The organism is Leptolyngbya sp. O-77, from assembly GCF_001548395.1.
Taxonomy (GTDB): domain Bacteria; phylum Cyanobacteriota; class Cyanobacteriia; order Elainellales; family Elainellaceae; genus Thermoleptolyngbya.
Genome location: NZ_AP017367.1, coordinates 4,321,502 through 4,347,089, shown reverse-complemented (window position 1 = coordinate 4,347,089; position 25,588 = coordinate 4,321,502). Strand labels below are relative to the sequence as shown.

The 25,588-nt window shown below is 56.7% G+C and carries 17 protein-coding genes and 2 tRNA genes; 11 read left to right on the top strand and 8 right to left on the bottom strand.

Annotation, left to right across the window (positions count from 1 at the left end; translation table 11 throughout):
- Nucleotides 1-148: 148 nt before the first annotated feature.
- Nucleotides 149-1,498: a dihydroorotase gene (locus O77CONTIG1_RS18385; protein ID WP_068513556.1), complete on the bottom strand. Its 1,350-nt coding sequence runs from the start codon at nt 1,496-1,498 to the stop codon at nt 149-151.
- A 476-nt stretch (nt 1,499-1,974) separates the two neighbouring features.
- On the opposite strand from O77CONTIG1_RS18385, the gene lepB reads away from it, so the two are divergent.
- Nucleotides 1,975-2,502: a signal peptidase I gene (gene lepB, locus O77CONTIG1_RS18380; RefSeq protein WP_084782825.1), complete on the top strand. Its 528-nt coding sequence runs from the start codon at nt 1,975-1,977 to the stop codon at nt 2,500-2,502.
- A gap of 66 nt (nt 2,503-2,568) precedes the next feature.
- Here the strand turns inward: lepB and O77CONTIG1_RS18375 are convergent, their stop codons facing one another.
- From O77CONTIG1_RS18375 to O77CONTIG1_RS18360, 4 genes are all read right to left on the bottom strand, one after another.
- A complete protein-coding gene (locus tag O77CONTIG1_RS18375; RefSeq protein WP_068513554.1) occupies nt 2,569-4,836 on the bottom strand; it encodes a caspase family protein in 2,268 nt (755 codons plus the stop codon).
- Between the two features lie 170 nt (nt 4,837-5,006).
- Entirely contained in the window at nt 5,007-5,867 is an 861-nt protein-coding gene (locus O77CONTIG1_RS18370; RefSeq protein WP_068513550.1) for an alpha/beta fold hydrolase, read from the bottom strand.
- A gap of 116 nt (nt 5,868-5,983) precedes the next feature.
- Nucleotides 5,984-8,110 carry a TIGR00300 family protein gene (locus tag O77CONTIG1_RS18365; RefSeq protein WP_068513548.1) on the bottom strand — a complete coding sequence of 709 codons (2,127 nt, stop codon included), beginning with the start codon at nt 8,108-8,110 and terminating at the stop codon, nt 5,984-5,986.
- 430 nt (nt 8,111-8,540) lie between these two features.
- Complete coding sequence (locus O77CONTIG1_RS18360) at nt 8,541-9,980, bottom strand: hypothetical protein (protein WP_156435453.1); 1,440 nt, start codon at nt 9,978-9,980, stop codon at nt 8,541-8,543.
- Between the two features lie 220 nt (nt 9,981-10,200).
- On the opposite strand from O77CONTIG1_RS18360, the gene O77CONTIG1_RS18355 reads away from it, so the two are divergent.
- The 4 genes from O77CONTIG1_RS18355 to O77CONTIG1_RS18340 all read left to right on the top strand — a co-directional run bounded on the left by O77CONTIG1_RS18355 (nt 10,201) and on the right by O77CONTIG1_RS18340 (nt 14,087).
- On the top strand, nt 10,201-10,569 hold the full coding sequence (locus O77CONTIG1_RS18355) for a hypothetical protein (protein ID WP_068513542.1): 369 nt from the start codon (nt 10,201-10,203) through the stop codon (nt 10,567-10,569).
- A 222-nt stretch (nt 10,570-10,791) separates the two neighbouring features.
- The gene (locus tag O77CONTIG1_RS18350) at nt 10,792-11,397 is read left to right on the top strand and encodes a CsgG/HfaB family protein (RefSeq protein WP_068513539.1); all 606 of its coding nucleotides are present in this window, start codon (nt 10,792-10,794) and stop codon (nt 11,395-11,397) included.
- A gap of 319 nt (nt 11,398-11,716) precedes the next feature.
- The gene (locus O77CONTIG1_RS18345; protein ID WP_068513536.1) at nt 11,717-12,100 is read left to right on the top strand and encodes a group I truncated hemoglobin; all 384 of its coding nucleotides are present in this window, start codon (nt 11,717-11,719) and stop codon (nt 12,098-12,100) included.
- 274 nt (nt 12,101-12,374) lie between these two features.
- Nucleotides 12,375-14,087 carry a purple acid phosphatase family protein gene (locus O77CONTIG1_RS18340; RefSeq protein ID WP_225894617.1) on the top strand — a complete coding sequence of 571 codons (1,713 nt, stop codon included), beginning with the start codon at nt 12,375-12,377 and terminating at the stop codon, nt 14,085-14,087.
- Nucleotides 14,088-14,167: 80 nt separating this feature from the next.
- Here O77CONTIG1_RS18340 and O77CONTIG1_RS18335 read toward each other — a convergent pair.
- A tRNA-His gene (locus tag O77CONTIG1_RS18335) sits at nt 14,168-14,240 on the bottom strand.
- A 159-nt stretch (nt 14,241-14,399) separates the two neighbouring features.
- On the opposite strand from O77CONTIG1_RS18335, the gene O77CONTIG1_RS18330 reads away from it, so the two are divergent.
- From O77CONTIG1_RS18330 to O77CONTIG1_RS18310, 5 genes are all read left to right on the top strand, one after another.
- Nucleotides 14,400-14,473, top strand: a tRNA-Pro gene (locus O77CONTIG1_RS18330).
- Nucleotides 14,474-14,518: 45 nt separating this feature from the next.
- Entirely contained in the window at nt 14,519-15,304 is a 786-nt protein-coding gene (sfsA, locus tag O77CONTIG1_RS18325; RefSeq protein ID WP_068516820.1) for a DNA/RNA nuclease SfsA, read from the top strand.
- A 671-nt stretch (nt 15,305-15,975) separates the two neighbouring features.
- A complete protein-coding gene (locus tag O77CONTIG1_RS18320; protein WP_068513533.1) occupies nt 15,976-17,082 on the top strand; it encodes a glycosyltransferase family 4 protein in 1,107 nt (368 codons plus the stop codon).
- A 701-nt stretch (nt 17,083-17,783) separates the two neighbouring features.
- The gene (locus tag O77CONTIG1_RS18315) at nt 17,784-19,184 is read left to right on the top strand and encodes a glycosyltransferase (protein ID WP_068513531.1); all 1,401 of its coding nucleotides are present in this window, start codon (nt 17,784-17,786) and stop codon (nt 19,182-19,184) included.
- A 1,163-nt stretch (nt 19,185-20,347) separates the two neighbouring features.
- Nucleotides 20,348-22,612 carry an amylo-alpha-1,6-glucosidase gene (locus O77CONTIG1_RS18310; RefSeq protein ID WP_068513529.1) on the top strand — a complete coding sequence of 755 codons (2,265 nt, stop codon included), beginning with the start codon at nt 20,348-20,350 and terminating at the stop codon, nt 22,610-22,612.
- Between the two features lie 3 nt (nt 22,613-22,615).
- Here O77CONTIG1_RS18310 and O77CONTIG1_RS18305 read toward each other — a convergent pair whose 3' ends face one another.
- Both O77CONTIG1_RS18305 and O77CONTIG1_RS18300 read right to left on the bottom strand, forming a co-directional pair.
- A complete protein-coding gene (locus tag O77CONTIG1_RS18305) occupies nt 22,616-23,395 on the bottom strand; it encodes an RDD family protein (protein ID WP_068513526.1) in 780 nt (259 codons plus the stop codon).
- Between the two features lie 6 nt (nt 23,396-23,401).
- Nucleotides 23,402-24,460, bottom strand: a complete 1,059-nt coding sequence (locus O77CONTIG1_RS18300; RefSeq protein WP_156435451.1) for a DUF975 domain-containing protein — start codon at nt 24,458-24,460, stop codon at nt 23,402-23,404.
- Nucleotides 24,461-24,605: 145 nt separating this feature from the next.
- Between O77CONTIG1_RS18300 and O77CONTIG1_RS18295 the strand changes: the two genes are divergently transcribed.
- Nucleotides 24,606-25,583: a stage II sporulation protein M gene (locus tag O77CONTIG1_RS18295; protein WP_068513521.1), complete on the top strand. Its 978-nt coding sequence runs from the start codon at nt 24,606-24,608 to the stop codon at nt 25,581-25,583.
- Nucleotides 25,584-25,588: the final 5 nt, after the last annotated feature.

Here is a 25,588-nt window from a genome sequence, read left to right as displayed (position 1 = left end):
GAAGAAGGAAGAGCGAAGAACGAAGAGGGAAGAAGGAAGAGCGAAGAACGAAGAGGGAAGAACGAAGAGGGAAGAACGAAGAGGGAAGAATGGGGTTTTCGTTTTTCGTTTTTCGTTTTTCGTTCTTCGTTTTTCGTTTTTTCCTTCCTCACTCAAACCGCAGCGCCTGCCCTCGCACTGCCGTATTCAGCGTGCCGTGGTCAAACACCACCTGACCGCCGACGATCGTGACTACGGGCCAGCCCGTCAGATCCCAGCCCTCAAAGGGACTCCAGCCGCATTTGGTTTTCAGCGTTTCGCGGCGCACGGGACGGTAAGTTTCGAGGTCTACCAGCACCAGATCGGCATCGTAACCGGGGGCGATCGCCCCTTTGTTGGGAATTTTGTAGGCTTTGGCGACAGCGGTAGACATCCAGTTCACGACCTGGGCGACGGTGCAGCGTCCTTTGGCGGCTTGGGTCAGCATCAGCGGCAGCGAGGTTTCCACACCGGGCATCCCAGAGAGGGGTGTGTTGGGATAGGTCTGGGCTTTTTCCTCCAGCGTGTGGGGGGCGTGGTCGGTGGCGATGAAGTCCAGTACGCCGTCCATCAGCGCTTGCCAGAGAATGGCGTTGTCCTGGGGCGATCGCAGCGGCGGGTTCATCTGTGCCAGCGTGCCGATGGTTTCGTAGGCATAGGTATTTAGCAGCAAGTGCTGGGGCGTAACTTCGGCCGTCACCCAGGCGGGCTTGTCTTGCCGCAGCAGTTCCGCCTCCTCCCCCGTAGACAGGTGCAGAATGTGCAGCCGCCGCTGATATTTTTTGGACAGGGCCAGCGCCCGCTTTGTGGCAATCAGCGCCGCCTCGTTGTCTTGAATCACGGAATGAATCGCCGGATCGCTCACCCCAGCATACTTTTCGCGCCGCTGGAGGATTCTCGCCATGTCTTCGGCATGGACGGCGATCAGCCGATTTTCGTAATTTGGGTCGCTCAGGTCGCGGTAGAAAATTCGCTCCAGCGCCTCGTCATCGTTCACCAGCAGCGGCCCGTGCATCGATCCCATGAATACCTTGATGCCGCAGACCGGGTTCGCCGTCCGCAGGTCAGGCAGGTTTTCTGGCGTTGCGCCGATAAAAAAGCCGTAGTTGACCAGACACTTCTCTGAAGCGCGGCGCAGTTTGTCGTCCAGTGCGTCTTGGGTAATCGTCAGCGGGCGCGTGTTGGGCATTTCCAGAAACGACGTGATGCCGCCCTGGGCACAGGCACAACTGGCGGTAAACAGGTCTTCCTTATGCTCCAGCCCCGGCTCACGAAAATGCACCTGTGGATCGATCGCCCCTGGCAACAATGTCAGCCCTGCTGCGTCGATGAGGGTGTCGTCCGGCGTTGGGGGAATGTCTGGAGAAATTTGGGCGATCGCCCCATTCTCGACACGCACATCCCGCAGCGCCATTGCTCCATCGGGCAGCAAGACCTGCGCCTGACGGATGACCAGTGGAGCAGTTGTTAAACTTGCCATAGGCTACCTGCTATCCCTCAATGTCTCCTTCCAAGCCGTGAAACGATTCTATCGGTGCAGTCCCAATTTTGTGAGCGGCTGTCTGAAAAGTTGACTTTAATACACCTGTGTTAGACTCTGGCGGAGCTAAAAGGTACGTTTGCTCCTCGGATAAACTGGGTTAAAGAAAGGGGTGTCGTCTGCTGGAAAGTGGTCTATCGTGATGATTGTGCATTAACCCACATAAACCGTAACGGCTGTACTTAACGGCTACACGTCTGAAATTATGGCTGACTTGGGTTACATCCTTAGCCTTAGACCGTCTCCAGATTTCTAGGCACACCCGATTCTGAGTTCACCTCATCCTTTACCTCATCCAGTACATCAACTACTAACTACATAGACTCGCAGATGTCCAGTCAATCTGATTCCCCCACCCCTCAAACGCCTCCTGCTGAGCCTGTTGCCCCCCAAGCCCAAGGCCGACAGCCCCCCTCATGGAAGGGATCAAAACGATTGGCCTGAGCGTGGTGCTGGCATTGGGCATTCGCACTTTTGTTGCAGAGGCCCGCTATATCCCCTCTGAGTCCATGCTGCCAACGCTGGAGGTGAATGATCGCCTGATTGTGGAAAAAATCAGCTATCACTTCAACCCACCCCGACGCGGCGACATCATCGTGTTTCACCCCACTGAGGCGCTCAAGCAGCAAAACCCCAGCCTCAACGAAGCGTTTATTAAGCGGGTGATTGGGCTGCCGGGTGAAACAGTGCAAGTGACGGGCGGGCGCGTGTTGATCAACGGTCAGCCGATTGAGGAAAACTACATTCAGTCGCCGCCCGATTATCAGTGGGGCCCGGAAAAAGTGCCTGCTGATTCCTTCCTGGTGCTGGGCGACAACCGCAACAACAGCTACGACAGCCACTTTTGGGGCTACGTGCCTCGCCAGAATATTATCGGACGGGCGGTGGTGCGCTTTTGGCCAGTCGATCGCCTGGGCGAACTGGGTCCGCAGCCCAGCTACTAAGTCGCAGCTATTCAGTCCTGCCTACTCCGTCAAGACTGGGTTTCAGCTTGCAGCGGTGGTTTCCTGTCAGGCTGTCGCTTCGACGCGATACATCAGGTGCAGGGTTGCCCAGCGGGTTACGTCGAGGGCGTAGGTGTCGCTGGGGAAATCGCCAGGAAAATCGCCGCTGACGGGGGTTGCCTCGTGCAGGTCTTGCAGGATGGACTGGGCTACATCGAGCGGATTGGTGAGGGCGATCGCCTGTCGGGGAGTGGCTCCGGGGGCGATGGGCAGCCCGGCCAGCGTGTGGCTAAAGGGAGCCACGCTGAGAATGAGAAACATCTCTGCTAGCCCCGGCGCATTGGGCACCACCCAGCCTGGAGACGGCTCGGCGGGAAGCGTCAGGGTTGACCCAGGCGACAGCAGCGGCTGCTCGGTGCTGGTGGAGAGCGGCAGGGCGATCGCCTGTCCGGTGTTGTCTAGCCCGATCAGAATGCCATACAGCGGCTGGTCGCCCGCATTTTGCAGCCGATAGCGGAGCGTGCTGCCTGCGGGCACGGGTGCGCCCGATTCTACTGCTGTGGGTGTGCGCTTGCTGCTCAGGCGATTGGGAATGCTGACGGTTTCTTGCTGCACGACGGGCAGGGCGCGAGTTGCCGCAGCCCCCGGCGCGATCTGTTCCAAACTGGCCCGCACGCTGAGACGCGACGAAGACGCATTCACCGTCAGCCGCAGCAGCTTCATGGCAAAGAGCGATCGCAGTTGGGGCGTGAGCCGATTCACGGCTGTTTTCACTGCTTCATCTGCCGTCGATAGCTCAATACCCAGCGGAACCCGTCCCGGATAAAACAGACCGTATTTCCCATTCGGGGTGGCAGTGGGACTAGGCATCTCCAAAACGGGCTGAGCCGGGGACACATCCGTTTGCACAGCGGGATCAGGTAATTCCAGCGATACCGCTGCCACTGTTGTTTCGATGGCGCGGCGCTTGCCAAAGAGATAGTCGGCTGATTGTTCCCCGACGTTGACCAGTGACACTTTTGCAGCCGTAAAGGCACTAGTCGCATCCACCCGCTCGATTCGATCCAGGCTGCTGTCGAGGGCGATCGTCAGCCCCACACTGCGTGGCAGCAGGCGCACCCGCTCCTGCACGGGCTGCCCTGGCTTTAGGGATGCGCCCTCGATCACGGGTAAAACCTTCAGCGTCAACCCGTCTCGACCCTGCACCCGCAGCAGTTGCGGGTCACTGTCAATTGTTTCCCACAGCGAACCGGGGCTATAGGCGCTAAGGGCAGACGGCGGCAAGCCCCCAGCCCACAGGCGTAGCGTCCTGGCAGAGTCTGGCGCGACCAGAATCACCCCGTCGGCTCCGGCTGCCGCAGGCACAAGCGGATAGGCACTAGTTCCGTCGCGGCTAAGCGTACCGTTTGCCTGTGGCTCCTGATTTGCGCCCGACAGCCGCTTGATGCTGCTACTGGTTTGAGTCAGCACCGTGGAGAGGGCGGTGCCTGCGGTGGCATCCCAGAGATATTGCGTCAGGGCGTAGGTGAGTAGACCTGCGCTAAAGCCGCTCCAACGACCTTCTAGTGCCGCCTGTCCAGAAGCCGCAGCAGTGAGGAATAGCCCCGGCAGCGGGCCCGAAAGAGTTGCCTTAGCAGCCCGGAGGCGATCGCCCAAGGTTTCTTGCAGCGCAATTTCCCGGGAATGCAGGTCACCCGTAGGGGCGTTGGGGCGGGCACGAATCCGGAGGTTGCCCTGGAGCGAGGTGCCCAGATTCGAGAAGCCCAGATCCAGCAGCGTTACCACCTGCGAGGTGGGGAGCGATCGCACCAACTGTTCCAGCGTCGTGCGGGTGAGGTCAGCAATCAGGGGGCGATCGCTCGTGGGCAGACCGCCATCGATCGGCACGATGCTGTCCCAAAGTTGCTCCGGATTGGTTGCTGAGCGTACCCGGCTGCCCAGCCCGCTGAGGTGAACCACCACCACATCGCCGGGTTTCGCCTGTTCCAGCAAATGCGCCTGAAATGCGTCCGTAATGCCTGCCCAGGTGGCCTGCTCATCCGTCAGCGTCAAAATATCCGCAGGTCGGAACCCAAAGCGATGCTGCAATACCTGCCGCTGCATTTCCACATCCGTCAGCGCTCCTGGCAGCAGCCCACCTTTCATAGGGGGAATATCGCTCACGGCTTCGGGATATTGGCTGATGCCGATCAGTAGGGCCAGCTTGCGTGACGTAGGCGCGGCTAGCACTCGCCCAGCGCGATCGCCCCACGCCCACAGCCCGCTACCGAGCGCCCCACCGATGGCGATCGCCCCACTGCTCCGCTGCAAAAATTCGCGCCGTGTCAGCCCCATGCTTCTATTTCAGCATCAAAGCCTCCCTTTGTTGAGCAGGCAGGAGGACAAAGTTGGGGATTTTGGATTTTGGATTTTGGATTTTGGATTGCCAGCCAGGTGTGGACGGGGCTTGCGGCAGTGTTTGTTCTTCGTGGCGCTTGCGGAAGGATGAATTATGACTCCTGATTTCAGGAGCTTTGCGGGTTTGCCAATGGCGCAGAAGGGCTAACCACTTCTGGATGCCGCGCCAGCCATTCATCTATGTCTTGCAGCATTTGCTGAGGAATTTCCCACGGGAACAGGTGGGCCGCCTGGGCATAGCAGCGCCAGTCGCACTGGGGCAGCTTGCGGGCAGTTTCTTCGCTGGAAATCGCGGTGATGTGGCGATCGCCCTCTGCCGCCAGCATCAGCGCTGGAACCTGAATTTTGGGCAGGTCAGGCACGCGATTATAGCCTGCGCGAATCGCCTGATTGAGGGCGCGGGTGGCTGCCTGCGAGGTGTTTAGATAAGCCGACACCGCATCGGCCGCTATATATTCATAGGCCGTGCGCGTGTGCTGCTGAATCAGGTGGCGAAACAGCGATCGCTTGGCAAATAGCTCGATGTTCAAGCGGTTTCCCGGCTGCCAGGAATTAATCAGCGCCGCCACCCCCGTCAGCAGATTATCTTGCCAGGAAATCGTCGGGTGGCTGCTGCGGGGATGGGCCGCTGTGGCTACCAGAATTAGCCCGCTAATCCGTTCGGGCAGCCGCAGCGCCAGTTCCATTGCCAAAATGCCCCCCAGCGACCAGCCCAGCACCAGACAGCGCTGAATCTGGAGCCGATCCAGCAGCGCTTCCAGATCGGTTAGATGATCGGCCATGACAAACGGCTGCGTTACCTTGCTCTGGCCATAGCCGCGCAGGTCGGGGGCGATCGCCCAAAACCGCCGCCCCAAATGCCGCGTAAACACGCCCATGCTGCTGCCTGCGCCCGGATGTCCATGCAGGCACAGCACGGGATAGCCGCTGCCGTGGGTATGGAGGGTGAGCGGATGGGGCGTAGACATAGGCACGGGGAGCAGCGGTTTTCTGGCTCGTGTGAGCGGGTGGGGCGATTCGCGAAGCGTTCGCGCAAGCGGTGCGGCGCACTTTCCCTACGGGAATCGCCCTTCTACTCCTATTCCTATACCGTCTGGGCAAGGCGATAGGGGCTGGTGAGCTTGCTGAGCTGCTGGTTCAACAGGCTAAGGAACAGACCCACATCCGTCACCACGCCGACCGATTCCACCGAGCCGCGATCGCTCAGTTTTGTCACCACAGCGGGGTTGATGTCCACACAGACCATCTTTACGCCTGCGGGGGTCATGTTGCCCGCGCCGATGGAGTGCAGCATGGAGGACAGCATCAGGATCAGGTCTGAGCCGCGAATTAGCTCGGCGTATTCTGCCTGCGCTTTGATCAAGTCCATCTGCGTGTCGGGCAGGGGGCCGTCGTCGCGAATGGAACCCGCCAGTGAGAAGGGCACCTGCCGCTTGATGCACTCGTAGAAAATGCCGCTGGTCAGCACGCCCTGGTCTACCGCGTTGGCAATGCTGCCGCAGCGACGGATGGTGTTTATTGCCTTCAGGTGGTGGCGATGGCCGCCGCGCACCGACACGCCGCGCTTCATGTCCATGCCGAGGGACGTGCCCATCATGGCTTGTTCAATATCGTGAACGGCGATCGCATTTCCGCCCAACAGCGCCTGTACATAGCCCTCGCGGATTAATCGCGCCAAGTGTTCGCCGCCGCCTGTGTGAATCACCACCGGCCCTGCGACGACCACCACCTTGCCGCCCTGATCGCGGATGCGGCGCAGATCCCAGGCGATTTGCTCGACCACTAGCTCCACGCGGCGCTCGCTCGACACGCCCGACCCCATAAAGCTAAATTCCTTGTCGCCAGAGCCACCATTGCGGCTGTCGCGGGCATCGGGCTTGCGGACTGTGCGGATGCCTTCCACACCCACAACGACGCGATCGCCCACTCGCAGATCTCGCAACAGCTTGCACTCTGCTCTCGGCCCACCTGGCGTTTGAGAAACCACGATTGCCCCGTCCATGCGCTGGTTTTGCACGCGCACCCATTCGCAATTGACCCGCACCTCCGTGGGGTAAATCGTGGTGACGTAGAAATCATCGGGCGCAACGCCGTCCTGCGTCACGGTTTCCAGCGGGTTATCACAAACTTCCTGGGGTTGAGGCACTGCGCCCATGTCGATCAAGCCCGACATGATGCTCTCCATCACGTCGTGGGAGGGAGCCGACACCTTCACCTCCGCCGCCGACGTACTCTGGCGCTGTTCGCCCAGGCGGAAGTTCAGCACCTGGAAGCTGCCGCCGCTTTCCACGATCAGATCTAGCGCGTTGTTGATCAGGCCAGAATCGAGCAGGTGTCCTTCTAGCTGGATGACACGGCTCTCCACAGCGGCGATCGCCTGATGCAGCGGCTCCAGCGGCTCCGTCACCCGCAGCGTCAGGCACTTGGCCGCACCGCCCGCCTTCATAAACTCCGTCAGCGGCGTTTCCAACAGCACAAAGCCCAGATCCTGCAACCGCTGACGCAGGCTATCGCTGGCCTTATTCATAATCACTACTCGGTCGATGTTGACCGCGTTGCAGGCAAAGTTCACCGCGTCGGCTTCTTCGATGGCGATCCGCTTGTGGGCGGGCACGCGCATCTCGATCAGGCGGTTGGAATAGGCATCAAAGGCGGGCGGGTAATAGAGCAAGTAGCCGTCCGTCAGCGGGCAAAAGCAGGTGTCGAGGTGATAGAAGCGCTCGTCCATCAGCCGCAGCGACAGCACTTCGATATCCAGCCATTTTGCCAAAAACGGGTGGGAATCTAGCTCCGAGCGGAAGCCATAGCCCGCCCACAGCCAGCGTCCTTCCCGATCCAGCAGGGCATCGCCCGCCCCCTCAAAGGGCAAATCCTTGGGCAGTTCATAAACCGTGTAGCCCTGTTCTTCAAACCAGGCCTTGAAAAACGGCTCCTCGCCCTGGCGCTCTTTATGATAAAAGCGGCTGAGGACAACCTTATCTTCTAGCACCAACCCTGCGTTGGCGGTGAATACCATGTCGGGAACCCCGACCTGGGGCTTCACCAGATCCACCGTTGCCCGGTCTTTGATCAGGTGGTACAGCCCGTGCCACTGCTCCACAGCGCGATCGCGCGAGGATTTGTGTATATTGCCCTCCATCCAAGGATTAATCACATAATCCACGTCGTAGTGGTCGGGCGGGCACATTAAAAACCGAATGGCAGAGTTCATGGTAGGTCAGGGGTTAAGGATTGAGGATTGGGGGTTAGGGGATAGAAATTAGCTGGCGTGGATGATGTCTGACATGACTGGTGGCAAAGTCCTGGCAAAAATCGGAATCAGTCGAAAGGGCGATCGCCCAAGCAATCTCTAAAAGTGGGATCTAAATGCTTTTGCGGGGGCTAACTGGCGCTGTTCAACGGCTGCTTTCGGGGGCTATTTCACGGCTTCAGTCATTACACAAAGTCGATCTAACATTTTAGTACGCTTGGTGAGGGGCACTCGCTATTGTCAAGATGTGTGGATATTCTTAGCGATTTCTTTGAACCATGTCATGTTTAGACAGAATTAATACCCAGGATTCATGCCTCAGAATTCGGATTGCGACGTTTTATCTGGCAAATTATTCGGCAAATTATTCGGCAAATTATTCGGCAAAAACTTATACATTGGAATGTTCCGAATCGGGCGGCAAGAACCCAGCCTGAGCAATTTCATACAGATGGCGGTTGTTGTCGCGCAGCGCTTCAATATCTTGCTCAGAGATTTGGCGGACGTAGCTAATCTTAATTTCTTCGAGTAAATCTGCCAGCAGGTTTTCTAGCTCGCGGGAGGTGTTGCCTTCGCGGAGCTGTTGCCGCAGGGTTTTACCCGCCCGATCAACCAGGTTACGGGTTAGCTCTACGCCTTTGGGGTCGTCGAGCGCCGTCACCAAGCTGCCATAGGCCGTTTGGGTTGCATTTGACACGAGGCGTTCGCTCATCTGGTGAGGCAGCGCGTTGACCCCTGGCATCCGGCTAAGACCCCGATAGACGGGTGATTGCTCCAAGACGCTGGTCAGCGTGTAGTGCAGCAACGCTTCGATGTCTGGGCGCAGGGTAGGCAAGACCTGATGCACGGTGAGATGGGTGATTTGGCGGGCGATTTCTTCGACTTCATTTACACCTGTCACGTCTATGTAGCGCATCCGCGTGTCGGGGTTGAGCAGCAGCTTTGTCAAGCCGCCCTGCCGCAAAAACGCTTGCGCCTGCTCGATGATCCGCAGCACGACGACTTCTGTAAGCTGCACGGCAAAGTAGCTGGCGATCGCCAGACTGACGCGATTTTGGAGCGATCGCATTGGCAATAGCCCCGACTGATCTAGCCGAACCACCGTCGGAACCACGCGCAGCCACCGCCAAATCGGGAGAAACAGCAGCAGATCATACCAGCGCCACAGAATGACATCAAACCAGTTGGTACGGCGATAGCGATGGTAGAGATGCCACAGCCGGAGGCCCAGATCCACCGCAAATAGCCCCATAAACCAGAGGTCAATGCGCCAAAAGCGGTCGATGGGTCGCCCGTTTTCGCCAACACCGCGATAGTAATTAGACTTGAGCAATGGCTCGATTTCGCGGTCAAAAAAGGCGATCGCCCGATTTTCGCCAATCTGCTCCAGATAGGCACGACTCCAAAAGGTGCGAAACGCCTGCCGCGACGAGTCCGTGCCCACAAACCGCCGCATCCGGTGCTTGAGGCGCTCTAGCTGCCCTGTTTTGCCCGCCAGGTTGAACGGGTTTTCGTCGATTAGCTCATCGCTGCGATCGCGCAAATCTCGCAGCAGCGCGTCCGACTCGGGCGAACCCAGGTCTGTGTCCCATAGCCTGGCCGCCTGTTCTAAATAGCCCTCGGTGACGCGGTGCGGCTCAATGCCTTTATAGGTTTCGCCATACCAGACCGTGAACTGCGGAAAAAATCGCAGGTAATAGTCCCGCAGCGGGATATAGCTGAGATCTACCAAGACCAGCAGCAGGTTCAACAGCACCACTAGCGCCATCGCCCGATCAATCCAGCGCACCAGCGGCCGTGATGGACGCTTTGTTCTGGAGGGGTTCACCATAGCTGCCTCATGTTTTGCTGTCCTGCATTCTTCTCTCTACCTAATTGAAGTATGAAACGCGCAGGTTGTCCTCTAGCGAAAGACGAAAGCTGGAGCCAACAGACTCGTTGCTTATCCCTGATGAATCAGCCGCTTAATCCGGGAATGCTAAAGCTGTTGAGGTATAAACCTTGACCTGATGGTTACTGAATCTTTCGATGAAATTGTATAGAGGATTTTGATGGAACGTTTTAGCCCGAAACAAATGGGTGTAGTGGCGGGTGGAGTTTTTGTGGCGATCGCCCTGTCAGCAGGCGCAGCCCTCGCCCAGAGCCGGGAATTGTGGATGGCTTCTGGAGATACAACAAGCGTCACAGGCTATTTCATGGAGGGAGAACGGATCTGGGGTACCTGTGATGAGGACTGCCAGGATCTGGACATTACGCTGCTAAGTGCCGACGGTGAGCCGGTCGCAGAAGACGTGTTGCCCGATGCAAACCCGGTAGTAGTTGCACCCTTTGAGGGTTCCTACACGCTGGTCATCACAATGCCTACTTGCACCACACCAGCAGGCTGCGCGGTCTGGCTCGATTCTGACCAAGGCTTTTAGAATACGATAAGCCTGGGCGGGATTGCGCCTGAATCGACGGGCAATCCCTGCCCAGGCAGCCACCTGAGAAGCTCAGGGCGATCGCCCTTGGCTTGAGGTTGCGATGCTTGCATTTATCCTGCCTAACTTTATCCATACCCAAGAAAACTATGAAGCATATCCTGTCTAGTCTGGCTGTCTAGTCTGGCTGTCTTGTCTGCCGCATCTCTATCCCTGGTCGGAATGGATTCGCTGATGATAGCTAGCCCGGCGATCGCCGCCCCTGTCGAAGCCGAAGAAACCAAACAATCACGGCAGCGGATTATTGTTCTAGATTTCGACTATTCGGCAACTAGTGACAGTAACTACTATTGGTCTTATTGGAGGCGCGGAAACGCTTCTGGTATCAGCGATTTGGTGATAGACGCTTTAGTAAATCAGGGAAGCTACATAGTCGTTGACAATAGCATGGTCGGCGGACGGCAGGGCTATGTGACCGATGTAGCAGCAGCCGTCACGATTGGACGCGAACTCGGAGTTGACTATGTGATCATGAGTTCGGTCACAGAGTTCAATGTATCGACTGAAACTTCGGGTGGCGGGTTTTTAGGAATTAGAGTGGGCGAGCGAGAAACGACTGCTAACGTTGCGCTAACGGCTCGCATGATCAGCACAGCAGACGGCGCTATTGTGAAAACCATGCGCGGCCGAGGATCAGCGGATGACAGTTCCTCTGGTGTTTCCATCGGTGGGATCGGCGGTAGTTCTGACAGAAGCCGCGAAGATGAACTGATGAGCCAGGCTGTAGAACAGGCGATCGCTTCTCTGGTAGAAAATATGAATCGCTAGGTTCTGTTTTAAAGGTCGATTTTTTGTGTGCGTCGCCCACGAGAAATCAACCCTTCTAGACACTTTGTATCCCTCTTTAGTCACTTTCACTGGATGAAATCTGTGATGTCCAAATCCCGTTCCTACAATGAGGATGTCATAGGGAGGATGTCATAGGTTTCATAGAACGAGTAAATAAGGGATTCAGTTTTCCTCTGGACAGAGTGACAGAAGAGGGGTATAGTAATACGCAGGTTAGTTAGGACGTTTGTAGTGAGGACTTAAGTCCTCACTACGAGCCTCAAGATATTAAAACCACCCTGCCAAGGTAGGCATTTTTATGAACCCTACGAACACACTGTATGAAAAGCTGGGTGGCGCGGCGGCGGTTGATCTAGCGGTAGAGAAGTTTTACGAAAAGGTTTTGGCGGATGAGCGGGTGCAACACTTCTTTGCCCATACAGATATGGCGCGGCAAAAGCAGCACCAAAAAGCGTTCATGACCTATGCTTTTGGCGGGGCTAATCACTGGAACGGTCGGCCCATGAGGGATGCCCACAGCAATCTGGTTGCAGAGATGGGGTTAACGGATCACCATTTTGATGCGATCGCCGAAGATTTGGTCGCCACGCTGGTTGATCTAGAAGTTCCTCAAGCTTTAATTGATGAAGTGGTGGAAATTGTCGGGTCTAGTGCCCACCGCAACGATGTTTTAAATCGCTAAAAGTTTAGAATTACAAAGTCCGAGAAAGCAATGATTTGGCTGTGAGTTTGGCAGAATTGAGGAGTAGAAGCAGGATAACGAGACTCTGGCTTCTAGCTTTGATTCTGCGTTCTCTTCCCCTATGCTCATCATCCGCTGCGGCTGGCAACACTGGAATGCCTCATGGAATAGGTTCTGGAATGCCTTTTGGAATGCTCTAAGGAATACTTTTTTGAGTGTTCTCAGGAGTTCTTTATGGAACGCTGTCGGCAGGAGACGATCGCCTCTCCTGCTTTTGTTTATCCTGGCGTTGACCTACGGCTGTGTCGCCGCCAATCACCCTGCTGGGGCGCTGCTGACAGACCCCTTTTTGCAACTGCCCACGCCAACCAGTGTGCGCGTTGTCTGGTTCACCGAGTTTGAAGGCGGCGAACATCGAGTGGAATATGGCGACGGCTTCCAGCAGCGGGCGATCGCCACCACCACAAAGCTATCCCGCGTGCGCGAAGACCAGCGATCGCGCGTCGGCCAGCAGACCGAACCCGGCCAGGTTTATCAGCAGCCCACCCCCCGCGATGTCTGGCGGCATGAAGCCGAGGTGACGGGCCTCACGCCAGGGCAGCGCATTCCCTATCGCGTTGTCAGCCTGCGGGCCAATGGGCTATTCACACGGGCGATCGCCAGTCGCTCCTTTACCCTGGCTCCCCTGCCGCCGCCCGGTACGCCGCTCAAAATCCTGCTCACCTCCGACCACCAGAGTATGCCCATGACCGCCACCAACCTGCAAAAGGTCGTAGAAACGGTCGGGCAGGTCGATGCAGTCTTTTTGGCAGGCGACACGGTGAACATTCCCGACCGCGCCTCCGAATGGTTTGACGACAATCGCGGCGGCGCATTTTTCCCCTGCCTCCAGGGCCGCGCCAGCTATGCCCTAGAGCGTAACGGCACTACGCGAGTTTACACGGGCGGGGAAATCATCCAGCACGCGCCGATGTACGTGGCAATCGGCAACCACGAAATCATGGGGCGCTACGGCCGCCTCGACAGCTTGAACGGCGAATTTGAAGACGCGATTCCCCGCGAGGTAGCGCTGCGGCTCTACGGCCCTGACGGGCTAAACAATACCGCCTTTAGCACTGACACCTACGAAGAAATCTTTACCCTACCCCAGAGTCCAGAGGGCGGCGAAACCTACTACGCCACCACCATCGGCGATGTGCGACTGGTGTCGCTGTTTGCCACCAACCTGTGGCGCGTGCCTAGCCTGGAACCCTCTGCCAAAGGGCGCTTCCGCGAACCCGAAGCCAAGCTCAATAGCCGTGAAGACTGGGGCTATGGACAGATCATCTTTGAGCCGATCCGCAAGGGCAGCCCGCAATACAACTGGTTGAAGCAGGAACTCAGCAGCCCAGAGTTTCGGCAGGCTCGCTACAAAATCGTGATGCTGCACCACCCAACGCATACTCTGGGGGATAACGTTGTGCCGCCCTACACTGACCCTATTCGCATCGTGGAGCGAAACGCCGAGGGCAGCCCTGCAGTGATTCGCTACGACTATCCCAAGTCGGATGACTATTTGCTGAGAGATGTGATGCCGCTGCTGGAGGCGGCGCAGGTGCAACTGGTGCTGTACGGGCATTCTCACGTTTGGAACCGCTTCCGCACGCCTGCGGGATTGCACTTGCTGGAAACCTCCAATGTGGGCAATACCTACGGAGCCTATTGGGAGCAGCAACCCCGGAAGTTGCCCGACCTGAACCCGCAGTTCTATAACCTGGAGAACTACGTAACGGCGGGCGATCCGGGTGGATTAGAACCCATCATGCCAACCCTTGCGCCCGTGACCGGAGACAACGGGCAGCCGCTACCGTTTCTCTCCAGCAACGACATCACCGCCTTCACGATTTTCGACACTGGGACGGGTACAATCAGCAGCTACCGCTTTGACACGCGCACCCCCGATGCGCCTGTGGTCAAGTTCGACGAGTTTCAGCTGGGTGTGGGATAGAAACGGGAAACCAGGGCGATCGCCCCCGGTTACCCTATTCCAGGGATTAGACTAGATCCAGTGAATAGGAATGCTTCAAGGGCGAACGATGGGACTCGAACCCACGAATGGCGGAACCACAATCCGCTGCCTTAACCACTTGGCTACGCTCGCCGTATAGCGCCCTCTATAGGCGAATACTAGTATAGCATTGGGCTAATGGGCCTTGTCACAAATTTTGCGCCTTTTGATCTAGTGTGTGGAAATATCTGTGACCCCGACTTCTGAGTCAGCGATCCAGTCCGCTATACTGGGGAAAGCGACAACTCGCTTCGGGATGTAGCGCAGCTTGGTAGCGCGCCTGCTTTGGGAGCAGGATGCCGCAGGTTCAAATCCTGTCATCCCGATTTTTCATTTTGAATGGAACTGCAAATCGCTGAAGGCGGGTAGTGGTGCAAACGGACTGGATTTATCCCTATCCGCCTCTTTTATCTGGCGTGTTGGTCAGGCGCTACAAGCGGTTTTTCGCGGACATTGAGCTAGAGAGCGGCGAGGTCGTTACGGCACACTGTCCCAATACCGGGCCGATGACGGGAGTGAATTGTCCTGGCAATCGCGTGATGGTGTCGCTCAGCGATAACCCAAAGCGATCGCTCGCCTACACCTGGGAACTGATTGAAGTACACGACAATGGGCCGACGTGGGTAGGGGTAAATACAGCACTGCCCAACCGCATCGTGCGATCGGCGCTGGAAGCACGGCTGTTTCCACAACTGGGCAGCTACCAGCAGATTCAGAGCGAAGTGCCCTATGGACAGGATCAGAAAAGCCGGGTCGATTTTTTACTGACGGGTGCCGCCGATGGGCGACCCGTTTATATCGAAGTCAAAAACACAACTTGGGCGCTGGGCGACTTGGCGCTGTTTCCTGACACAGTGACAGAACGGGGGCAAAAGCATCTGCGAGAGTTGACGGTGCTGCTGCCCCAGGCGCGAACGGTGATGCTGTATTTCATTAATCGAGGCGACTGCACTCGGTTTTCGCCGGGCGATCGCGCTGATCCGGTCTATGGACAACTGCTGCGGGGGGCGATCGCCCAGGGGTTAGAGGTGCTGCCCTGTCGATTCGAGATTTCGCCTGCGGGTATCCGCTATCTAGGTCTGGCTGAGCTTTGCCTTGAGACGACGCAACCCATAGAAGTTCAAACACCCAAGGGCAAACGACGAAAAGCGCCATAACGCAGGGCGAAAAAAGAAAAATATCGAAGAATGGAACAGCGTAAAACGGTAGCAAATGACACGATCAATCGCCTCATTCGTATTTGTCATGATCACCGTCAGAATGCGCCAAGTCAGCCGGTTTCAGTCCAGTGCAATCGCCCAAAAGCCTCTTTGCAAGCAACTTTCAGAGATTTGGTTTCTGTTAGAACAAAATGGAGGGCGATCGCTCGATTCGGATATCCGTATTTGCAGTGGTAGAGATATCCAACTTGCCTCAAAGGTAAATATTTCTTAAATTCTGTTCTACGCCTCCAGGAGCTTCTCAATCCTCCCTAAGGGGCGTGGATCTGCCGTGTATATCTGATAAGGTTGCAACACAAGACGAGACATTATGTTGACCGTTAAAAAAGAACCATCCGTAGTTGTCGCAGTCCGTTAAAGAGCAGCGCTATTGATCTCGCTTAAGGTTCGCGGTTCAGGGTTCTTTGCATCTACTCACGGCGATCAACTTCTACGGAAAGCGGTTTTTTAACTGGCATCACGCTGGTGGCCGATGCTACCAACTCGCTTGTTTTCATCGCATATCAGAGAAGCAAATTCCTGAGAATTCTTGCTAAATTCCTGCGAATTTCCTAGACCGACAGCCCAATCAAAACGGCTAGCCATATTCGTGAAAGGAGAGACAAATTATGCGTATCGCACAAATTGCTCCGCTTTGGGAACGTGTGCCTCCTACTACCTACGGCGGCACAGAGTTGGTGGTGAGTTTACTAACAGATGAGTTAGTCCGGCGGGGCCATGAAGTCACCCTGTTTGCTTCAGGAGATTCAATCACGCTGGCGGATCTAGAATCGGTTCATCCCCGTGCGCTGCGGCTCGATAATACCGTGAAAGAATACGGCATTTACGAAATGCTGGAACTGGCTCAGGTTTACGAACGTGCTGACGAATTTGATGTGATTCATTCCCACGTAGGCTGTGCTGCATTGCCTTTTGTGAATCTGGTAAAAACGCCGACCGTGCATACCCTGCACGGCATTTTTACGCCTGACAATGAAAAGATGTTCACCTATGCCCGACGGCAGCCCTACGTGAGTATTTCCAATACGCAGCGAGAGCCACGCCTGGGGTTGAACTATGTTGCTACGGTTTACAACGGCATCGATGTAGAAAGCCACAAGTTTCATCCGGTGCCGAGCGATCCGCCCTATCTCGCGTTTTTGGGGCGGCTGTCGCCCGAAAAGGGCACCCATCACGCCATCGAAATTGCCAAGAAAACGGGCTATCCGCTGAAGATAGCTGGCAAGATCGACGTGGTGGATCGGGAATACTATGAGCAGCAGATTAAGCCCCACATTGATGGAGAACAGATTCAGTACCTTGGCGAGGCGAATCATCATCAGAAAAATGCGCTGATGGGCGGGGCGATCGCCACATTGTTCCCCATTACTTGGCGCGAACCCTTTGGGCTGGTAATGGTGGAATCTATGGCGGCGGGAACGCCCGTAGTGGCGATGGAACTGGGGTCTACGTCCGAGGTGATTGTTCACGGCAAGACGGGCTTTCTCTGCCATTCGGTGGAGGAGTGTGTGGCGGCGATCGCCCAAGTTCCGCAGCTCGATCGCCAGGCCTGTCGAGATCACGTCCAGGCAAACTTTAGTGTGCAGCGCATGACCGATGGCTATGAGCAGGTCTATCGTCAACTTGTGGGCGATCGCACATCGACCAGTCCGGCAATCAGTCCGGCAGTCAGTCCGGCAATTTTCAGCCTGCCACAGCCGAAGCTGGCCGGTTAAGCCCTGACTCAGGTAAACCTTGAGCAATGGCAGGGGTTGAGGAACGAACTCTTCCCTGAGATCGAAGCCTCAACCCCTAAAGCGTGCGATGCTTTAGCGTTGTAGCTCTAGGGTTCTAGCTCTAACAGTTATGCCTCTAAAGTCGTGCAAGGCACGGGGAGCCTGCGTCGGGTTTTGGTTTTGTGAATTGCAGGGCCAGTTTTGTAAAGCGTTGTGCTTTCTTTGCACTTTAGTCCGGGAACGCAATCCCTGCGCTTGGATCAGTCTAAGTTCCCCTAATTGAGGGCGCTTTAACGAGCTTCCCCTAGCGATGCAATTTGCGATGCAGCTTGCGACGCTCAGGTGATGTGCCAGTTGCAGGCGATTTTGCTCTTGCGTGTTCCTGTTTTTCGTTCACCCTTTCCGAGACATCGCTCCTGTCGAGATCTAGCCAGTAGCTAGTGTCGTTCTGCCCTATACAATGTCTGCGGAGAAAAACTTAAAAGCGGTACGCTCGATACAGCGTCTAATTCCTCCATCCAGCACAATAGGGCAGAATAAGCGAGCGATAACGAGTATCGCGGTTTATTTCGTGGTTTGTCACCCGTTCGCTGATGATTCACTCGTAAGGTCAGTCCAACCGGACAGAGCGTACTGTCCCTAGCTAGAGGGTTGGCTCGGCTGCGGTGTCCGGTACGATGTCCAAGTCTACGAGGTTAGCAATGTCCCAGACCCCTCCCGTATCCCAATCGCGTCATCCCAGGGCAACGTTTTCTGCTGGGCCCCAGCGGCAGGCGATCGCCCTCATTCTGGTTCACAATGATCCGGCGCTGGAATTTCAGCGCGAGGAAGCCAGCGGCAGCCGGGTATACGTAAACCAAATCAGCGAGGCGCTGGCCAAGCTCGGCTGGCAGGTGGATGTGTTTACCCGCAAGACGAATCCCGACGATCCAACGATCGTGCAGCATTCGCCCCACCATCGCACGATTCGTCTGGTGGCTGGCCCGCAGGAGTTTATCCCGCGTGATCGCCTGTTGGAGCATATGCCCGCCTTTGTCGAAGCTTTTCGCAAGTTTCAGACTAAGGACGGATTTCACTATCCGCTGGTGCATACCCACTACTGGCTCGCGGGCTGGGTGGGGCTGCAACTGAAGCAAGAGAGCAACATTCAACTGGTTCATACTTACCACTCCCTAGCGGCGGTTAAATACGCAGGCATGGCGCAAAAGCCGCTGGTTGCTGACCACCGCATGGCAGTAGAGCGGCATACGCTTGTCGGCGCAAACTGCATCGTAGCGACCAGTCCCCAAGAACAAGAAACCCTGTGGAAACTGGTAGCCACTCCGGGCAACGTGCAGGTGATTCCCGGCGGCACCGATCTGGACGTGTTTCACCAGATGTCGCGCAGCGATGCCCGCGCTCAGTTGGGCCTGTCGCCTTCAGAAAACGTGGTGCTGCATGTGGGTCGGTTTGACCCGCGCAAGGGAATTGAGACACTGGTGCGAGCCTGTGCCCAAATCCAGCAAATGGATACCCTAGTAGGAGAACCGCTGCGGCTGCTGCTGGTGGGGGCGGCCGACGATGCCGAGAGCCTGATCGAGCGCGATCGCATCCAGTCGCTTGTAGCCGAACTAGGGCTAAACGCCGTCACGGAGTTTGTCGGACAGGTTGGACACGATCGCTTGCCGCTGTATTACACTGCCGCGGATGTGTGCGTCGTGCCCAGCCAGTTTGAACCCTTTGGGCTGGTCGCGCTAGAGTCGATGGCTTGCGGCACGCCCGTCGTTGCGTCGGATGTTGGCGGGCTGAAGTTTGCCGTCGTGCCAGAGGAAACCGGGCTGCTAGTGGCTCCGCAGGATGTAGACGGCTTTGCGGGGGCGATCGCCCGCATTCTCAGCGACGACCTTTGGGCCCACCGTCTGCGTCGTCAGGCCTCTCTGCGAGTCCAGCAAAACTTTAGCTGGAGCGCAGTGGCCGCTCGCCTCAGCGACCTCTATCGCAGGCTGCTGGCACAATCGCTCACAGGCGACCTGCTGTCGGTTCCGATGGCTCAAAGCACCGCAGCCGCCCTCAGTTCACTGCCTGCTGAGCCACTGGAGCAGCCGCTAGTGAACGTGTCTTAGCGACTGGTTAGAATGCCAGAACGTAGATAGGACGCGCAACAGCACTGGCTACCTTCTGCGCTAGGCTGGCTGACCCATCTACGGGATCAAAGGAATCAAAAGGAGTGTGGGTATGCCTGCGCTCCTTTTGAGTTTTGTTGTGGGGACTACTGGCTGCCGCAAATACAGCGCGATCGCCCACTTTCTCAAACAAACTCTAAGCTCAAGCAAAACTTCTGCGTTTTTTACGAGCTAAATTTTTTATAAAACTTGATCGACACTTACAGTGTTTAACCCTGCCAAATAGGGCTAATTGAAAAGTCTTGAAACCGCTATTAAATTAAGTTGAAATATTGCTACAACTGATGGCTTCAAAATCTTTTATTGAGGATTTAGACTAACTTTAAGAAAGTCGTGGCACACTAAAATGAGTGTCTAGTGCTACTTTTTGGCGACCGAACGCAGGAGATTTGGCAAGCATCCCTTCATCAGGACTTGCTAGAGTCTCTTGCTGCTGGATGTGGCGCAGCGTTGGGTTGATTTCCGGGGATTCATTTCAGATTGAACCTTTTCGGGTGAAATCCTACCCATGTTCTCCTCCTGCATCGTGATGAATTTGAGAGCAGAATGCACTCTCGATGCCATGACGATGTCATGACGTTCGCCATCGCCACGCGGCGCTCTTGATCTGATTCAAATCTGGCATGAAAACCGTTCAAATCAGATTTGAGATGATCGATTTTTCGACGACTTTCTCAAAGTGATCTGCAAGCGTGTTGAACCGCTACTGGCGGCCACGAAAGCGACTACTGGAAAGCGTGTTATGACTCTGAATCTGCCGGAACTGTCCCATCCGGCGCTGATTATTTTGGTTCGATGGTTCGTAAATCGCCTGCTTAAATCACCTGCTTATACAGCATTTTCTTGCGGGGTGAGGCACATGCTGCCCTCACGAGGCAAGGGCTTATTGACCATCCGTGTGCTTCACTAGCTTCAAAAACGCTGTAGACGGCTCGCCTTAGAGATTGATCACTTTACAGATCACTTCAATTCTCACTAATTAACCAGTCGAGACCAGCGCATCCCAAATTGGGCGAATTAGAACTGCTCAAGCTTCGATCTGCCGTGCGTTTTGACCTGCCTCTTGACCCACAGTTCCTTGAATCCTGACTTTTCCAGAGACTATGCCCGACGTAATTGAACTCAATGGACGTACCTTTGTGCCGGTGACTCAAGCCCCCGTGGCCGAGTGGGCCTGCGTGGCGAGCGATCGCCCCCAGCCGACGCTAACGCTTAAAGACGATGACCTGTTTCTGATTATCGACACACTGGGCAATATCTCTGGACGGTTAGACGATAGCACCGTCGCCAGCTTGGGGCTATTTTGCCGAGATACACGGTTTCTCAGCCGTCTGGAACTGCAAATCGAGGGGCGATCGCCCGTGTTGCTAAGCAGCAATGCCACCAAGGGATTTGCCTTTTCTGCGCTGTGTACCAACCCGCTCATCGACGACAACCTGCCCGCCGACACCCTCGGCATCGAGCGTGAAATTGTGCTGAATGGCGGCCTGTTTGAAGAACTGACGCTGACCAACTACAGCACGATGCCCGTGCGCTTTGAAATGAGCCTCAGCTTTGATGCCGATTTTCTGGATTTGTTTGAAATTCGGGGCTTTCGGCGGGGCGAGCGGGGGCAACTGCTGCGCCAGGTGATGTCGCCGACCGGGTTTGGGGATGCTGACAGCAGCGGCCAACCCCGCTTTGCCCTAAGCTCCATTCCTGACCCAACGGAACTGACGCTGGCCTATCAGGGGCGAGACGGCGTGTTGACCGAATCGCACATCCAGTTTTTGCATCAGCGCCCCAGTTTCCTCAAGGGCTACACTGCTGTCTGGTACGTGGAACTGGCCTCTCACCAAGCGATGAAGGTGGGCTATCGCCTGGAGATGCGGATGAATGGGCGCTTGGTGTCTACGGTCAGCCCGCCCACAACGCTGGTGCAGGCAAAGGCGGCTGAGCAGATGGAAGAAACCGAATGGCATACCGCCACCACTCGCATCCGCACCGACAACAAAGACATCAACCAGATTTTGGAGCGAGCGGAGCAAGACATTTACTTGCTACGGCAGACCTTTGAGCAAGGCAAGGCGCTGTCGGCAGGCGTGCCCTGGTTTTCCACGCTATTTGGGCGTGATTCTATCATTGCAGCCATGCAAACGCTCATCCTCGACCCGGCGATCGCCCGCGAGACCCTGACCGTGTTGGCACATTATCAGGGCAAAGCCGACGACGGCTGGCGCGACGAAGCCCCTGGCAAAATTCTCCACGAGCTACGCTTTGGCGAGCTGGCTCGCTGCCAGGAGATTCCCCACACGCCCTACTACGGCACAGTAGACGCGACCCCGCTATGGCTGTTGCTCTACGCCGACTACTACGCCTGGACGCACGACCGCGACACGCTCGATCGCCTCTGGCCTAATGCCCTCGCAGCGATGGAGTGGATCGACCAGTCCTGCCGCGAAACGGGCTATCTCAGCTACAATCGGCGATCGCGCAAAGGCTTGCCCAATCAGGGCTGGAAAGACTCTGACACCTGCATTGTAGACCGATATGGCAAGATGGCTCAGGGGGCGATCGCCCTGTGCGAGGTGCAGGCCTACGTTTATGCCGCAAAGCTCCGCCTCAGCGACATTGCTCGGCTTTACAAACGGCTTGACCTGGCGGATCGCTGGCAGGTCGAAGCCCAGAATCTCAAGACCCGGTTTAATCGCGATTTTTGGGTAGAAGACCTAGACTTTTGTGCGCTGGCGCTAGACGGCGACGGCAAGCCTGTAGATAGCATTACGTCTAACCCCGGCCACTGCCTGGCGCTGGGCATCTTTGACTCAGACAAAGCCCGCAGCGTCGCCGAAAGGCTGCAAGCGCCCGACCTGTTCAACGGCTGGGGCATCCGCACCCTCAGCAGCCTATCGCCCGCCTATAACCCGATGGGTTACCATGTTGGCTCGGTCTGGCCCCACGACAACGGACTGATCGCCCTGGGACTGCGATCGCTGGGATTGACTGACGCTGCCCTGGAAATTGCCCAAGGACTGCTCGACATGACGCTACAACAGCCCTACTGTCGCCCGCCGGAACTGTTCTGCGGCTACGAGCGCACCCCCGGCGCTGCGCCCGTACAATATCCTGTGGCCTGTTCGCCCCAGGCCTGGGCCACGGGCACCGTGTTTCATCTCGTGCAACTGATGATCAACCCCGTGCCTAATGCCCCCGCCAACCGCCTGCGAATTCTTGATCCTGCCCTGCCCGACTCGATTCGTCGCCTGTCCCTGCAAAACCTGCGTGTGGGGAGCACCCTACTCGACCTAGAGTTTGAGCGCGTCGGCAACACAACCGGCTGCCGTGTGGTGAAAAAACGCGGGAATTTGCGCGTAGTGATTGAGGCGTAGGGTTCACGCCTGAACCACTGCCAGATACACGGCTTCCAAAAACTCATCCGAGGTTAGCCCGTCGGGAAGGGTTTCTAGCTGGATGCGCGATCGCACCTGGCGGGCAAGCGTCAGGCTGAGATTATGGCGGGCTTTGCGGGTCAGGTCCTTGCGGCAGTCGAGATATTCACGAATCACGGCGATGTCGTCGGGGCGCAGGTTCCGCAGGTTAGCCAGCGTGGGTAAGGTAGCAACCAACTGCTGGGTGCGGTCAGAAGGGGCCATGTTGGGCTTGGCGCGGCGGCCCGTTTCCTGCACCACGATGGTTCCGGCGACCCAATCGCCGATGCGCTTTTCTCGTTTGCTAAACAGGATGAACAGCGCCCCGATGAAGAAAAAGTCGTCGATGGGGCGCAAGAGCGATCGCAGCGCGGCTTGAGTGATGCCAATCGGGCGGCCGTCGTCGCGGATAACGCGAATTTTGGCGAAGCGCTTGCCCGGTGTCTGCCCCTGGCGATAGACCTCGAAGCCAATGAAATAGCCCGCATAAATGACAAAAGTCCCCAGCACAAAGATGGCCAATAGCCACGGCGGCACCGCGCTAAAGTCGCCCTCCCATTGGAGCAAATAGCTCATTAATTGGGTCGATAGGAAAATCCAGATTATGGAAAATCCTAGCAGCGACAGCGCCACGATGTGATAGTCAATCAGCAGCGCCAGCGCCCGGTTGCCGATGCCCGCCAGCGAAAACTCTAGCTCCACGCTTTCGGGCGTATGCAGATTGACCCGGTTAAAAAAGCGCATAGAGCCTCATCGAGGGGGGGCGGAGTCCTGAATATCGGCAGAGCCAAAGTCCCCGTCGTCGAGTTCGGGATTGCTCAGGTGCAGCCCCAGCCCCTCTCGGCGACGGCGCAAATCGTAGTAAATGGTGGCTTTGATCGACTGCCAGAGCGGTAGCGTAAAAATGCCCAGCAGCAGGCTAATCAGGAAACTGCTGCCAAACGTGAGCAGACCATAGAGGGGCGAATTTTCGGGATAGATGCGGACGATCGCCTCTTGGGCAATGCCTAGCACAATCTGAATCACAAATTGCAGCGGGATTGTGGCGATCCACGTCACCAGCAAAATCAGGAAAATTCGCCCGACGTTTTTATGGGTCAATTCCCAACTGCGCCCTAGCGACTGGGTTGCTGTGAGTCCTGGCTCTACTGCTAGCGGCAGATCAGGCACCGAGAAGCGGATGCTAAACCAGGTCAGTATCCAAACCAGCAATCCCACAATTCCCAAAAAGACCAGAAACGCCAGGAGGATCAGGCCTGGGTTGACCAGCGCTGCCGACTGGGGATTTAGCAAAAAGTCTGTGCCGCCGACAAATACCAGCATGAGCACTACCACTACGGCTGCCACAATGTAGAACAGCAGCGTTACTGCGACTCCCAGCAAAAACAGCAGCACATAGACCCATACAAATCCCCACTGCCGGGCGCGGGTGTAGCGACAGGCCGATTCGATGCTCTCTGGCTGTTGGGTCAGTTCGCCAAAGCCTAGACGGGCGATCGCCGCCGAGAGCGAGTAGGATCGGGCTGAGCAAAACACCATCAGCACCACCCACGCCGGAATCACCAGCCCCAGCGTGGTGAAGTAACGCTGTGTCGTAGCATAAAAAAAGCCCAGGGCGATCGCCAGCAAAATCGGCAGCAAAACCCACAGGGTCGATTGGGTGGCCAGCCACAGATAAGGCTTAATCTTGGCTCCATACAGCCGAAAGCCTACATTTACCGCGTTACCCACGGTAAGCGGTTGGGTTAGGTCAGGAGAGTTTGGGCCGGAGCTAGGGCTGAGGGTCATAAAATCGAACGAGGCTGGCAAGCAGCCCACCAGAGCGCAAAGGACTGATGCTATCGTAGTCTACGCATCGGCAGAGTTTCACCCTTTTGCAATCTCCTGAAATCTAAGATGCGTTCTCCAACGGACGTTTTGCCCGCTCCGACTCCCTCCACTTGCTGACCCCAACATGGACCTTCGCCGCTGGACTGCCCGCCGAGAATCAAGCTGGAACGACCTCGACCGTCTGCTGCAACAGGCGGAACGGCGCGGGCTAAAGTCGCTGACGGCGGCGGAAATTCATCAGCTTGCCAGCCTTTATCGAGCCGTGTCGGGCGATCTGGCCCGCGCCCAGCAGATCAGCCCTCGCCTGACCCAGGAGCTACAATCGCTGACCACACGCGGCTATGCCCAGGTCTATCAAGGGCTGCGGCGGCAGGAGTGGGAGGCGATGCGCCAGTTTTACCAATCGGGGTTTCCGGCGGTGGTGCAGCAGTGCGCGGGGTACGTCGTGCTGGCGACGGCGCTGTTTGTGCTGGCAGCCCTGGTCGCCTGGTGGTATTCCTGGCGCGATCCGAGCTTTATTGAACTAATGGTGCCTAGCTCCATCATTCACCAAGTGCGCGATCGCCAGGAGCTTTGGATGGGGTCGATCGTCGGCGTGGAACCCTACGCCGCCAGCAATATCATGGTGAACAATCTGAAGGTATCCTTTACGGCAGCGGCGGGCGGCATCACGGCAGGATTGGCGACGGTCTACATTCTGCTGCTAAACGGGATCAATATCGGGGCGATCGCCGCGATGGTGGGGCAAAACAATCTCGCCTTCCCCTTTTGGGCCTTTGTCTTTCCCCACGGAGCGCTAGAACTGCCCGCCATTTTTCTGGCAGGGGGCGCAGGGCTGCTGCTGGCTCGTGCCCTCCTCTTTCCGGGGCCGCTGCGCCGCGTCGATGCGCTCAAGCGCTACGGCACCCAGGCCGCCCAGTTGATGTACGGCGTGGTTCCGCTGCTGGTCATCGCGGGTATTATCGAAGGCTTCTTTTCTCCCAACCCCGCTGTGCCCGACCTGCTCAAGTATGTCGCTGGCATGGGGCTATTTGCCGCACTGGTTGGATATTGCAGCCAAGGGCGTGCGAACGTGATGAGGCGTGGAAGCCAGCGTTCCTAATCCTT